The 13,587-nt window shown below is 63.3% G+C and carries 12 protein-coding genes; all 12 read right to left on the reverse strand.

Features of this window, described 5'->3' with window-relative positions; genetic code table 11:
* Positions 1-93: 93 nt before the first annotated feature.
* From acsF to bchF, 12 genes are read right to left on the reverse strand one after another with little or no spacing between them, the layout of a single operon-like run.
* Entirely contained in the window at positions 94-1,245 is a 1,152-nt protein-coding gene (gene acsF / locus RBB29_RS19405; RefSeq protein WP_371931529.1) for a magnesium-protoporphyrin IX monomethyl ester (oxidative) cyclase, read from the reverse strand.
* Entirely contained in the window at positions 1,242-1,538 is a 297-nt protein-coding gene (locus RBB29_RS19410; protein ID WP_306116531.1) for a hypothetical protein, read from the reverse strand. The genes acsF and RBB29_RS19410 overlap by 4 nt, the downstream gene beginning before the upstream one ends.
* Before the next feature lie 15 nt (positions 1,539-1,553).
* Complete coding sequence (gene puhC / locus RBB29_RS19415; RefSeq protein ID WP_306116530.1) at positions 1,554-2,021, reverse strand: photosynthetic complex assembly protein PuhC; 468 nt, start codon at positions 2,019-2,021, stop codon at positions 1,554-1,556.
* A gap of 15 nt (positions 2,022-2,036) precedes the next feature.
* Entirely contained in the window at positions 2,037-2,669 is a 633-nt protein-coding gene (gene puhB, locus RBB29_RS19420) for a photosynthetic complex putative assembly protein PuhB (protein ID WP_306116529.1), read from the reverse strand.
* A 21-nt stretch (positions 2,670-2,690) separates the two neighbouring features.
* Positions 2,691-3,464 (reverse strand): photosynthetic reaction center subunit H, encoded by a 774-nt coding sequence (gene puhA / locus RBB29_RS19425; RefSeq protein ID WP_306116528.1) that lies wholly within the window; start codon positions 3,462-3,464, stop codon positions 2,691-2,693.
* A 27-nt stretch (positions 3,465-3,491) separates the two neighbouring features.
* Positions 3,492-4,925, reverse strand: coding sequence for a PucC family protein (locus RBB29_RS19430; protein ID WP_306116527.1), 1,434 nt, complete (start codon positions 4,923-4,925; stop codon positions 3,492-3,494).
* On the reverse strand, positions 4,922-5,602 hold the full coding sequence (gene bchM / locus RBB29_RS19435) for a magnesium protoporphyrin IX methyltransferase (protein ID WP_306116526.1): 681 nt from the start codon (positions 5,600-5,602) through the stop codon (positions 4,922-4,924). The genes RBB29_RS19430 and bchM overlap by 4 nt, the downstream gene beginning before the upstream one ends.
* Positions 5,602-6,498, reverse strand: coding sequence for a ferredoxin:protochlorophyllide reductase (ATP-dependent) iron-sulfur ATP-binding protein (gene bchL / locus RBB29_RS19440; protein ID WP_306116525.1), 897 nt, complete (start codon positions 6,496-6,498; stop codon positions 5,602-5,604). The genes bchM and bchL overlap by 1 nt, the downstream gene beginning before the upstream one ends.
* 31 nt (positions 6,499-6,529) lie before the next feature.
* On the reverse strand, positions 6,530-10,102 hold the full coding sequence (locus RBB29_RS19445; protein ID WP_306116524.1) for a magnesium chelatase subunit H: 3,573 nt from the start codon (positions 10,100-10,102) through the stop codon (positions 6,530-6,532).
* Entirely contained in the window at positions 10,092-11,612 is a 1,521-nt protein-coding gene (bchB, locus tag RBB29_RS19450) for a ferredoxin:protochlorophyllide reductase (ATP-dependent) subunit B (RefSeq protein ID WP_306116523.1), read from the reverse strand. Before bchB ends, RBB29_RS19445 begins: the two co-directional genes overlap by 11 nt.
* Positions 11,609-12,925 carry a ferredoxin:protochlorophyllide reductase (ATP-dependent) subunit N gene (locus tag RBB29_RS19455; RefSeq protein WP_306116522.1) on the reverse strand — a complete coding sequence of 439 codons (1,317 nt, stop codon included), beginning with the start codon at positions 12,923-12,925 and terminating at the stop codon, positions 11,609-11,611. The genes bchB and RBB29_RS19455 overlap by 4 nt, the downstream gene beginning before the upstream one ends.
* Positions 12,922-13,410, reverse strand: a complete 489-nt coding sequence (bchF, locus tag RBB29_RS19460) for a 2-vinyl bacteriochlorophyllide hydratase (protein ID WP_306116549.1) — start codon at positions 13,408-13,410, stop codon at positions 12,922-12,924. The genes RBB29_RS19455 and bchF overlap by 4 nt, the downstream gene beginning before the upstream one ends.
* Positions 13,411-13,587 lie beyond the last annotated feature (177 nt).

Genomic DNA, 13,587 nt, shown 5'->3' on the forward strand with positions numbered 1-13,587 from the left:
CCCTTTCCCGGGCTTGACCCAGGAACACCGATACAGGGCGGGGGCCCCGGATCATGTCCGGGGCGCGGGGTGCGATATCGTCCGCTGGTCGTCTCAATAGACCGGCTCCAGCCGGGTTGAGGCGGGCACTTTGTGCTTTTTCACCGGGATGAAGTAGAGCCCGGCAAAGGCCGTGGCCGCACGGGCGCTCGATGTGATCCTGCGCAGCAGAGCCAGCGGGCCTGAGCCTGCCTTGGCCTCGGCCAGATCGACATTGGCCTTTTGCAGCCGCCGGAGCAGCGGCAACCACCGTGGATTGTCGATGTCGAGCGTGATCGGGAAGATCTGTTTCGACAGCTCAGAAGTCTTGGTGAAGACCTCATGCGCGTACCAGTCGGGATCGACGCCAAGCGCCTCGTGAAAGGCCGGACGCTGATGATCGCGGACGAACATCGTGGCATAGACCGCCGTCAGGAAGAACTTGATCCAGAGCACGTTGCGCCCGGAGGTCAGTTTCGGGTCGGTCTTCATCAGCAGGGCAAAAGCCTCGCCATGGCTGAACTCGTCATTGCACCACTCTTCGAACCACTTGAAGATCGGGTGGAACCGATGTTCGGGGTTCGCCTGCAGATGCCGGAAAATGGTGATGTACCGGGCATAGCCGATCTTTTCGCTGAGGTAGGTGGCGTAGTAGATGAACTTGGGCCGGAAATAGGTGTATTTCTTCTTCTGGGTCAGGAAACCCAGATTGACCCGAAGTCCGGCCTCGCGCAGCGCATCGTTGATGAAGCCCGCATGACGGGCTTCGTCGCGCGCCATCAGTTGGAAAAGCTGCGTGATGTCGTCGTTGTTACCGCGCCGCTTCATCTCCTTGTAGAGGACGCAACCCGAGAACTCGGCGGTGCAGGAGCTAATGAGGAAGTCGATGAACTCCTTCTTGAGCTGCGGCTCCATCCCCTCCCAATCGACGTGATCCCAGTCTTCGTTCTTCTTGAAATGACCCTTGTTGGGGTCGCTCACCATCTGCGCGATGAGCTTATCCCAATCCTCGCGGACCGAACTGACGTCAATCGCGTCCAGCTCATCGAAATCCGTGGTGTAGAAGCGCGGGGTCAGCAACGTATTGGCCATCGCGGTCTCGGTCGCCATCTCGTCGGTATATTGCTTGTCGAGTTCCTCGGCGATGGCCAGGCCCTCTTCGACGGTGGTGGCATCGGCGGTGTGTGTCGCCCCGGAGGGGCGCGGGTTTTTTGTGTGCATGTTCATAGCGTCACCTCCTCGGAGAACGAGAATTCACAAAGCTCCATGACTTCGAAATCGCCCGTCAGACGGGTCCAGAGCCGTTCCAGCGCCGAGGCGCGTACGATGGTCGCATCGCGATCCTCGCTGACGATCTCACCGAAGGGTGCCATGATCTCGGGTCCGTGGACCTTGACCTCGTCACCGGGGTAGACGACCGCTCCGTTATTGAAGCGGACATGTGCATGCAGACTTTCGAACTTGTGACTGATTTCCACAGTACACGGCGCGTGTTCGATATCTTTGGTAAGCCATCCCATTATTGGCCTCCTCTCTCATGGTGCCAGTAGCCGCGCAAAGGCCCTGGCGTTATCTGCGCCGAATCCCATTAAATCGGCGCTCCAGCCTGTGCTGGGGTCTTGAATTGAAATGCGTCCGGTATCCTGCCAGATCAGCGTGACAGGCCCGTCAAGCGCGACCCGGTTCTTGAGCCGTTCGCGCTCCACAACCCGGCCCACGCCCGAGATGAAGCCGCCCTGTTCGGGGGGCAGATCGGCAATCACGGTGCCGGTCTCGTCGCGGATCGTGGCGGCGCCGCTGGTGTCGACCGAGAGGCTGACAATGCGGCTGGCCACGACCTTGCCGTCAGGCGGTGTGGCAATCAGCGGCGTATCGGTCAGTCGCGCAAGTGTCACGAGGGTCAGACAGGCCAGGACCAGCGCCAGCATGGCGCGCACCATGACGCGGGGGATCAACTCTTTGTCATGGGCCTTCGGGGCTGGTCTGGTGTCTATCTGGACCATCGGTTGCCTCTTGTTTTATTCGGCGGCCACTGCCGCAGCGGGGGTGGTTCGGGTGATCTTTGGTGTGCTGATACGCGCCTCTGCCGCGTCGGCCAGAAGGCGCGCCACGGTGTCGGCGTCCGGGATGCAGCGCAGGGCAGGCTGGGTGCGGCGTAGCTTCCAGGGGCGCACATGCGGCCAGCAGACGATGTAGGACAGGCGCGTCTTGCCCAGGAGATCTAGCGCAATGGTTCCCGTGCCGCCGCGGCGCAGGTCGAGATCGGCATTGGCGATCTGGGTGAAGGGCAGGTTCAGCGTGACGGTCAATGCCGCCCCGATCCGCATTGCGACGCGGGCGTTGGTGATGGTGTAGACGGTGGCGCGGGCCTGGACAAAGCCCACGATCATCAGAAGCCCACAAACCAGCGCCCCCATGATGAGGAAGGGCGAAGAGGCCGCGAAGGCGGTGCCAAACCCGACCTGATCGACCATCGTGGCGAAGCGCCATGCGGCCAGCAGCACGAAGTAGCCAGCGACCCAGTAAAGGTTGAGCGCCTCGCGGGTCAGCGCCCACCAGTTCGGTCGGCCCTGCCACAAGATCTGTTCGCCCTCGGGTGGGCGTTCCGGCAGGCCCTTGACGGGCTCGATGGCGAAATCGTCGTGGCTCATGGCTGCGTCCCCCTCTTGCGGTCAGCCCAGTTGCGGCTCTTGCCGCGCTTCGCTGGCATAGAGGGTGCCACCGCCGTAGTAGCCGGTGATCTTGTCCTCTTCGAGCAAAGTGACCTGATGGGTCGCGGCATGTTGCGGCACCCCCGCGAAATGCTTGCCGAAGATCGAGCGGACCTTGACCCGGTCCCTGCGGATGCGCGCCATCGGCAACGGGATCAGGCGCTTGCCGCTGCCGTGATCACCGTCCAGTTCGACTTCGAGATAGCGTACCAACTGTTCCGGTGCATCGAGCCAGAGATCCGTGATCGTGCCCACCACCGCGCCATCACCGGCCTCGACCGGCAGGCCGCGCGGATCGCGACCGGCTGCGACGTTGAAATGATCGTTGCCCGACATTGGCACGATCTTGGGGTGGCCGTGACCGTCAAGTTCCGGCACGTCGCGGCGCGGCGCCCAGGAGGCGGGGCCAACCCCGTCAGCCATCGGATCGCCGGTGGGCGCGAACGGAAAGCCGTTACCCGCGGCGGTCTTTTCAAGCGGCAAGTCTGCCCGTTCCGGCGTTTGCCCGGACGGGACGGTTTTCTCGCCTCGGCCATGGGGCAGTTTGAAGGTCTTGTCATCGGGAACTGGGAACATGCCCTGATTGGCCGATGTGTTGCCGTCATCATCCTCGAGCGGGTAGCCCTCGCGCATGTTTTCGCGCTGGATGTAGAAGATCAGCAAGGCGAAGAAGACCCAGAACAGCCAAAGTGTCAGGCTGGCCAGGTCGAAGTTTCCAAAGAAGGGTTCAGTCATCTGAGTGTCCTTTCCGCGGTCGGCATCTCATGTCGGGAAATCGGCCAGGCCGACCGGGGCCGATTTCTTGTGCTGTGAAGGGCGCGCCCGGCGAACGAGCGGCCCAAGGAGGGCCAGCGTCACGAAGAGCAGCCCGATTTCGATGTGGTAAACAAAGGAATATCCGGTGGCGGGCGTGTTCAACGCCTCGCCCCAGGCGCCGGATGTCGCCAGGGCATTGACCCAGTCGCGTAGCGCCCCGCCAAGCGCGATGGCAAGCCCGGCGGCCGTCGCCTGCGCCGCGCCCCAGGCGCCGAGCGCCAGGCCATGTCCCGCCGCACCATGGGCCTTCATGTTCATCGCGGCGATCAGGGTCGAGACCGCGAAAAGCCCGCCGCCGAAGCCAATGAGGCCAGCGCCGGCGAAGAAGATGATGGCGGAATTCATCGGTGCCGCGAAGATCACCGCCGAGAAGGCGTAAATTCCGACCACAAGCCCGGCCCCGGCGATCCGGTAGGCATCGCGCCCCCGCGCCAGCATCCGGCCCGCCAAGGCGAAGCCACCCAAGGCGCCCGCGGCCCAAAGTGCGGTCAGGAGTGTCGTGGCCGAGACCGAAAGGCCAAGGATTTCGCCGCCATAGGGCTCCAGCAGCACATCCTGCATGTTGAGCGCCATGGTCCCGAAGAAGACAACGGCCAGAAGACGCCCGGCCTGACCGCCATTCATCAGATCGGCCCAGGCATCGCGGAAACGCGGGCGCGGTTGATTGCGCTCTTCGCGACTCATCGGGCGGACCTTTTCCTGTTTCCAGAGGGCGATCAGGTTCAGGACGATGCCAACGACGGCGGCGCCCTGCACAACCCGGATCAACGTCAGGCTGGTGAAGTCGGTCAGAAGCCAGCCGATGATGACCGCCGACACGCCCATGCCCAGAAGGAACATCACGTAAAGCAGCGCCACGACCCGGGGTCGCGTTTCGGGATCGGCGCGGTCGGTGGCAAGCGCCAGCCCGGCGGTTTGCGTCATATGCAGGCCAAGCCCGGTCATGAGGAAGGCCAAGGCCGCCAGCACTTCGCCCGCCCAGCCGGGACCGACCACCTGTTCGCCCGAGAGGACCAGCAGCGCAAAAGGCATCACAGCCAGCCCGCCCATTTGCCAGAGGGATCCAAACCAGAGGTAGGGGATGCGTTTCCAGCCGATGGCACTTCGGTGCGTGTCCGAGCGGAAGCCCAGAAGCGTCCGGAAAGGGGCGATCAAAACCGGCAGGGCGATCATGAAGGCCACGATGGTGGCCGGGACCGAGAGTTCGACGATCATCACGCGGTTGAGCGTACCGAGGAGCATCACCGTCGCCATGCCCACCGAGACCTGGAATAGTGATAGCCTGAGCAACTGCCCCATCGGCAACCCCTCGCTCGCCGCATCCGCGAAGGGCAGATAGCGCGCCGAGAGTTGCAGGAGGGCAGAGCGGGGCAGGATCATGGGCAATACTCCATGGCCTGGCTGATGTAGAAGCCGGATGTGATCCGGTTGAGGTTGGTCAGGGTGCCGGTCGCCTCGGCCTTGGTCAGCGCCCGTGCCAGGTTCGGATGCGCATGTGGCACCATTGTGGGCGAGCGGTCGGAGCGTGGGAAAAGCTGCCCGGCGCGCCACATCAGCATCAGCAATGGCGTGCGCGGCGCGACGGTGAAGAGCACTCGCCCTTTCGTGCGTTTTCCAAGCGATGTCAGAGCGTTGGCGATATCTGCGTCGCCGTAATAGATCAGGCTGTCCATCGCGATCACATGATCGAAATGCCCCAGGCGCGGCTCCAGCATGTCGCCGATATAGAATTGCACGTTGTGCTGCAGGCCGTGTGGCAGACGGGTCTTGGCAATGTCGATCAGCGAAGGCGAGATATCGGCAGCCAGCACCGTGGCGCCGCGCGCTGCCAGTTCGGCGGTCATCTGTCCCGCGCCGCAGCCCGCATCTAGCACCCGCGCGCCGCGGAGGTCTTCGGGCAGGCGCGACAGAAGTTGCGCACGCATCTGATCCCTGCCACGCCGCACGGTCTCGCGAATTTTCGACACCGGCGCATCACTGGTCAGCCGCTCCCAGGTGCGGGTGGCGGTCTTGTCGAAATAGGTTTCGACCCGGGTCAGCGTGCGGTCATAGGACATCAGTCAAACCCCAGCAGTTCAAAGATATCGCGGTCTTCCATCGGGGCGGGCGCCAGCGGTTCGGTCCCGTTCCAGAGCGTCTCGGCCAGCCGCACATATTCCGCGCGGGCGCCGACGATGTCGTCCTCATCGTCCATTTCGAAAAGCGTCTTTTTCTTGAGGCGCGAGCGGCGAATGGCGTCGATATCGGGCATATGGGCGATGCGATTGAACCCCACGGTGCGGCAGTAGCGATCGACCTCGTCGGTGTCCTTCGACCGGTTCGCCACGCAGCCCGCCAGGCGGACCTTGTAGTTCGCAGATTTCGCCTGCACCGCGGCGATGATGCGGTTCATCGCGTAGATGCTGTCGAAGTCATTGGCGGTCACGATCACCGCGCGGTCAGCGTGTTGCAGCGGCGCGGCAAACCCGCCGCAGACCACGTCGCCCAGCACGTCGAAGATCACCACGTCGGTGTCTTCGAGCATGTGGTGTTGTTTCAGAAGTTTGACGGTTTGGCCCACCACATAACCGCCGCAGCCGGTGCCCGCCGGTGGGCCGCCCGCCTCCACACATTTCACGCCGCCAAAGCCTTCGGCGACGAAATCCTCCGGGCGGAGCTCCTCGGGGTGGAAATCGACTTCCTTGAGGATGTCGATCACCGTCGGTTGTAGTCGACCGGTCAGGGTAAAGGTGCTGTCATGTTTCGGGTCGCAGCCGATCTGCAACACGCGCTTGCCCATGGCGGCAAAGGCCGCCGACAGGTTGGAACTGGTGGTGGATTTGCCGATGCCGCCCTTGCCATAGACCGAAAACACCTTGGCGCCTTCGATCCGGTTGGCGGGGTCCTGATGCACCTGCACCGAGCCCTCGCCGTCCTGGCCCTTGAGGATCGGGATTTCGTCGCGGGGGCTCATGATGTGGTCCCTTTCTGATGCGTGTTGCGTGTCATTCGGCGGCGATCCCTTCCAAACGGTCTTCCATCTCGGCGGCGGCATCGCGCAGCGCGTCGAGTGTGGCGTCATCGGGTTGCCAATAGGCGCGGTCATGGGCTTCGAGCAGGCGGTTCGCCATGCGCGAGGAGGCGGCCGGGTTCAAATCGCTCATCCGGCGGCGCATCTCTTCGTCGAGAACGAAGGTCTCCGATATCCGCTGATAGACCCACGGCTCGACCTGGCCGGTGGTGGCGGACCAGCCGACGGTATTGGTCACGTGGCTTTCGATCTGCCGCACGCCTTCGGCGCCGTGTTTCAGCAGTGCTTCGTGGAATTTCGGGTTGAGCGAGCGCGAGCGGGTCTCAAGCGCCACCTGATCGGCCAGTGTGCGGACCTTGCCTGCGCCACGGGTGGTGTCGGAGATATAGATCGCCGCTTCCTGTCCGCCCCGCGCCCGGCGCACCGCGCGGGAAATCCCGCCAAGCGTGTCGAAATAGTGATCGACCGAGGTGACACCCAGTTCGGTGCTTTCAAGGTTCTGGTAGGCCAGATCGACGTCGCAGAGCACTTTTTGGAGCAATTCGGCGTTCTGCGCGGCCTTGCCATTGACACCGTAAGCAAAGCTCTTGCGCGCCTGATAGGCATCGGCCAATTCGTCCTCATCGCCAAAGGCGGAACCATCGACCAGCATGTTGACGTTGGAACCATAAGCGCCTTCGGCATTTGAAAAGACCCTAAGCGCGGCGGTTTCCAGATCGCAGCCCATCTGCTCGGCATAGGCCAGCGCATGGGCGCGGATGAAGTTCTGTTCCACCGGCTCATCGGCGCTGGCGGCTTTCAATGCGGCTTCGGCGAGGAGTTTGGTCTGCAGCGGCAGCAGATCGCGGAAGATGCCCGAAAGGGTCATGATCACGTCGATGCGCGGGCGGCCAAGCTCTTGGAGGGGCATCAGGTCGGCACCGCATAGCCGTCCGAAACTGTCAAAGCGCGGCTTCGCCCCGATCAGCGCCAATGCCTGCGCAATCGGCGCTCCATCGGATTTGATATTGTCAGACCCCCAAAGCACCAGCGCCACGGTGCGCGGCAGGGTCTTGTGCGTTTCCAGCAGCAGATCTGCCTGCTTCGCCCCGTCACGGCAGGCAAATTCGCTGGGCATCCGGAAGGGGTCGAAGGCGTGGATGTTGCGCCCCGTGGGCAGGATTTCGGGCGAACGGATCAGGTCACCGCCCGGAACGGGGGGCGTGTACCGGCCATCGAGCGCATTCAGCAGGGCGGGGATTTCGCTATCACGCTGCAAGAGGTGATCGACCCGCGCGCGGGTTTCGTCATCGCTATCGGCCAGCAGGGCAAGGTAATCTGCCCGCGCCTCGGCCGCCATCGGCTCGCCCAGCACATGTAGCCCCTCGGGGATCAACGCATCCTCTGTCTCCAGCAGTTTGAGCCAGAGCGTTTCCGGATCGCGTCCGTCCATATCGACGGCCTCGGCCTGCTCGCTGATAAGTGCCTCGATTTCGGCGCGCGCGGGGGCGTCGGGGGCGGTCTGGCGCCAGCGGGTCAGGCTGTCTTTCAGCTCGGCCAGCCCTTTGTAGAGCCCAGATGTGGCCAGCGGCGGGGTCAGATGTGTGACCGTCACGGCCCCCGACCGGCGCTTGGCCAGCGTCGCCTCGGACGGGTTGTTCGAGGCATAGAGATAGACATTCGGCATGTCGCCGATCAGGCGATCGGGCCAGCAGGCAGCACTCGGGCCCGCCTGTTTCCCGGGCATGAATTCCAGCGCCCCGTGCATGCCGAAATGCAGGAGCGCATCGGCGTGGAACGTGTTCTTGAGCCAGAGGTAGAATTGCGTGAATGCGTGGGTCGGGGCGAACCCCCGTTCAAAGAGCAGGCGCATCGGGTCGCCCTCGTACCCGAAGGCCGGTTGCACGCCGACAAAGACATTGCCGAACTGCGCGCCGAGCACAAACACACCGCGTCCGTCCGATTGCACTTTGCCCGGCGCGGGACCCCATTGCGCCTCGATCTCATCGAGCCAGGGTGTGCCCGCGACGATCGCGTCGGCGCTGACATGGGCTGCCACGTTGGCGTCCTGCCCGTATCGCTGCGCGCTGCCCTCCAGCACTGCGGCGCGCAGGTCTTCGACAGTCTCGGGCGGGGTGAGGTCATAGCCCCGCGCGGCCATCGCATGCAGCGTGTTGTGGAGCGAGCGGAAGACATCGAGATAGGCCGCCGTGCCGGCCGCACCCGCATTGGGCGGGAAACCGAAGAGGACGATCCCCACGCGCCGCTTGGCCGCCTCGGAGCGGCGCAGCAGGGCCAGGTTTTCAATCCGCGCAGTCAGGCGTTCGATCCGCTCGGGGCAGGGGGCCATCGCCTTCACGGTCGAGGCGGTTGTGCATGTCCGGGCGCAGGCCGAGCAGCCCTCGGGGCCATGCCGCCCGGCAAAGACGGTGGGGTTGGTCGCGCCATCGAGTTCGGGCAGGGCGATCAGCATCGTCGTCTCGATCGGCCCGAGGCCTTGTGGGGACGCCGCCCATTGCGCCAATGTCTGGAACTCCAGAGGATGTGCGGCGACGTAGGGAACATCAAGTGATTTCAGTGTCTTGATGGCGGCGTCATTGTCGTTGTAGGCCGGGCCGCCCACCAGCGAGAATCCGGTCAAAGATAGAAGCGCATCAATGCGGGGCGTGGTGTCGTCGACAAAGAAGGTCTCGATCGCGGGCCGCCCGTCAAGCCCCCCGGCGAAGGCCGGCAAGACGCGCAGGCCCCGTGCCTCAAGCGCGCGAATGACCGCGTCGTAATGCGCCGTATCACCGGACAGTACATAGCTGCGCATCATCAGAAGGCCGACCGTGGCGGTTGCCGCCTTCGGCGTTGGCAGATCCGCGATTTCGGTGGTGATCCGGCCAGGCAGGTCGGGGTGATAGAGCCCGGTATCGGGGTAGTTCAGCGGTTCGGCCGCACGCACCCCGCGCCAGGCGTCGATGCGGCAGTAGCGCGAGATCAGGAACCGCACCATGGCGTCGATGTTATCATCCGACGCGCCGAGCCAATATTGCATCGACAGGAACCAGGCGCGCAGATCCTGCGCCTTGCCGGGGATGAGCCGCAGGATGCGGGGCAACTGCCGCAAGAGTTTCATCTTGCGCGCGCCTTTTTCGACCGACGGTTTGCCCGCGCCACGCAGCCGTTTCAGCAACTTGCGGGTTTTCGATTCCGGCGCCGACATGTCCAGCGTGCCCATGCGGGTGGTCTTCACGATTGCCGCATCGGCAATGATCCCCACCATGGCGTCGCATTCGTCGCGCCGGGCCATCAGGTCGGGAAGGATCGCGTTGATATGCTCTTCGAGGAAGAGAAGATTGGCGATGATGATGTCGCCGGTGGCAATCGCCGCCTTGGCTTCATGCAAAGCCTCCGGCGACTCGCCCCATTCGGCGGCGGCATGAACACTGAGCGTCAGACCGGGGAAATCTTGTGCCAGTTGGTCGGCCACCCGCGCGCAGGGTCCCGCCGCATGGCTATCCAGCGTCAGGATGACGACGTTATAGGCGCTTTGGGCGCGGGATATGAAAACCTCATCGCGCATAATGGGCCTTTGCTTCGTAAAGCGTGTCGATGCTGATCTCCTGCACGCCCTGGTTGGCGGCGAAGATCTCGGTATTGCGCCGGGCCTTTCCGCGCACGAAGAAGGGGATCTTCTTGAGCTCCTTCTCCGCGTCCGCCAGCCAGATCACTTCGGCCGACTGGCGCTTGGGCTCCGGTGCTTCGGTCTCTTCCGGTTTCGGCGCGTGGCCGCCGTGATGGCTTGGCCCGGCGGCATCGTGGAATTCGAAATCGTCGCGGAACATGTGCAATAGATGCTCTTCAAGCCCCATAACCAGCGGATGCACCCAGGTGTCGAAAATCACATTTGCGCCTTCGATGCCCATCTGCGGGGCATAGCGGGCCGGGAAGTCCTGCACATGGACGGGGGCCGAAATCACGGCGCAGGGGATGCCAAGACGTTTGCCGATATGACGCTCCATCTGCGTGCCAAGGATTAGCTCTGGCGCGAGTTTTTCGATGGCGCGTTCGACCTCAAGGTAATCGTCGGTAATGAGCGCCTCGACGTTATACTCCTTGGCCAGAGCGCGGATCGGACGGGCCATTTCGCGGTTGTAGCAGCCAAGGCCCACCACCTCGAACCCCATCTCGTCGCGGGCGATGCGGGCGGCGGCGGCCACATGGGTGCCGTCGCCAAAGAGGAAAACGCGCTTGCCGGTGAGATAGGTGCTGTCGACGCTGGCCGCATACCAGGGCAGGCGCAGCCGGTCGGTATCAAGCCTGGGCGCCACGCCTGCAATTTCGGCCACTTCAGTCACGAAATCGCGCGTTGCACCGACGCCGATGGGGATGGTTTTCGTATAGGGCTGGCCCAGCTCCCGTTCCATCCAGCGACAGGCACTTTCGCCGGTTTCGGGATACATCAGCACGTTGAAATGCGCGGCCCCCAGACGGGTGATTTCCTCGGGCGTCGCGCCGTAGGGCGCACAGACATTGACCGCGATCCCCATCTCTTCGAGGAGCGCGGTGACCTCGGTGACGTCATCACGATGCCGGAAGCCAAGCGCCGTGGGCCCAATCAAGTTGGCACTGATCTGCGCATTCCGTTCAACCGGGCGGGCCAGATGGCGGGTGATCTGGAAGAACGTCTCATCGGCGCCGAAGTTTTCCTTGCGCTGGTAGCTCGGCAGTTCCAGCGGAATGACCGGCACCGGCAGGCCCATGGTTTCGGCCATGCCGCCGGGATCGTCCTGAATAAGTTCGGCGGTGCAAGAAGCCCCCACGATCAGTGCCTGCGGCTGGAACCGGTCATAAGCGTTCTGGCAGGCGGTCTTGAAGAGGTTCGCCGTGTCACTGCCCAGGTCGCGGGCCTGGAAGGTGGTGTAGGTGACAGGTGGGCGATGGTCGCGCCGCTCGATCATGGTGAACAAGAGATCGGCATAGGTGTCGCCCTGCGGCGCGTGCAGGACGTAATGCAGACCCTTCATCGCGGTAGCCACGCGCAGGGCGCCCACATGGGGCGGGCCTTCATATGTCCAGACCGAGAGCTTCATTCCGCCGCCTCCAGCCTGAGCATCTGCCGCCGCCGGAGCGGGCGCGAAAATAGACCAGCGAGATCACCGGCCTGCTCGTAGAAATGCACCGGCGTGAACACCAGTTCGATGGCCCATTTGGTCGCCATCCCCTCGGCTTCCAGCGGATTGGCGAGGCCAAGGCCGCACACCGTCAGGTCGGGTTGGGCGGTGCGGCAGCGGTCCAGTTGCAGGTCGACATCCTGCCCTTCGGCCAGCACCGGCCCTTCGGCCAACAGGTCGAGATCGGGGCCGACGATCGATTTGTGGATGTAAGGCGCCGACACCTCGATGGCCGCCATGCCGCATTCGCGGGTCAGGAAACGGGCCATCGGGATCTCAAGCTGACTGTCGGGGAAGAAGAAGACGGATTTGCCCGAAAGGCTTTCCGCCGCCTTGGCCACGGCCATTTTGGCGCGGGCGCGGGGCGCGTCAGTCACGGCGTCGAAAAGCGCCTGGTCAACGCCGAATTCCCGCGCAACGGCGGACAGCCACGCGGTGGTGCCCTCCTCGCCGAACGGGAAAGGCGCGGGAATGTGACGCGCCCCGCGCCGTTCCAGGGCGGCATGGGTGCCCCCCAGAAACGGCTGTGTCAGGGCGAAGACGGTGTTGGGGCCAACGGCCACACCGCTCTCCAGATGACGGGCGGGCAGGACCGACACATCGTCGATCCCGAGTTTTGCCAGCAGGTCGAGCGCCTGATCCTCGACCACGTCGGGTAGGGCACCGACCAGCATCAGATGCCGTTTGTCCGTCTCGGGCAGGACGGGGACCATCGCGGCGAGGCAGGCATCCTCGCCCTCAGTGAAGGTGGTCTCGATCCCTGAGCCGGAGAAATTGAGCACCCGGACTTTGGGGGCGTAGCGCGCCGAGAGTTTCTCGGCGGCACGCGCCAGATCGAGCTTGATGACCTCTGATGGGCAGGAGCCGACCAGGAAAAGCTGCCTTATGTCGCTGCGCCGGGCCAGAAGGTCGGCGACCACGCGCTCAAGCTCGTCCTGGGCGTCCTTGAGGCCGGCGAGATCACCCTCTTCGAGGATGGCGGTGCCAAAGCGCGGCTCGGCAAAGATCATCACGCCCGCCGCGGATTGCAGGAGATGCGCGCATGTCCGCGATCCGACCACCAGAAAAAACGCATCCTGCATCTTTCGGTGCAGCCAGATGATGCCTGTCAGGCCGCAAAACACTTCGTGTTGGCCGCGTTGCTTTAGAATCGGCGCGTTGCCGCAACCCTTGACCGGCGGCAGATTTTCGGTGCCTGTTCGGGTGTTTCTGAGGGCCTCAGGGCGGGTCATGCGATCTCTCCCGCCTGCAGACGCGCGGCCCGGAGTTTGAGCAGGAATTGACCCGCATTGATGACGTAGGCAGCGTAGGCCGCAAGCGCCAGGACCATCAATCCGGCGGGCGAAAGCGCGTCCGCGAAAAGCGCCCAGACATAGGCCGTGTGCAGAGCGATGACCGCAAAGCTGAAGACATCTTCCCAGAAGAAAGCGGGAGCGAAAAGGTATTGATCGAAAACGACTTTTTCCCAAATCGCGCCGGTCACCATGATGAGGTAGAGAAAGCCGGTTTTAACCAGGATGGAGAGTGTTGCCGCCTCGTAGCCCAGACCGGTTGCAAGAAACCTCAGAACCAGGATGAGCGAGATCAGAAAGACGATGAATTGGGCTGGTGCCAGCACCCCCTGAACCATGGTCCAGACCGTGGCGTCGCGGCGCGCGCGTTGCGCGTCGGTGTATAGCATGGCGCATTTCGATTTATGCGGCGCTTCTGGCGTCATCTTTTCCCTCGCCGGCCGTATGATCATCTCCAATGCTAAGTGCTGATCTCCAAAAGTGTCAATTATAATTTACACATTTGGACATTGACATGTGTAAACCGCAGATTTCGACACTATGATGACGGGCGGAACATCGCCGATCTTTGATTGCATTAACTTCAAGGGATTAGGGGGTGC

It is taken from the genome of Roseovarius sp. MMSF_3359 (assembly GCF_030733385.1).
Taxonomy (GTDB): Bacteria; Pseudomonadota; Alphaproteobacteria; order Rhodobacterales; family Rhodobacteraceae; genus Roseovarius.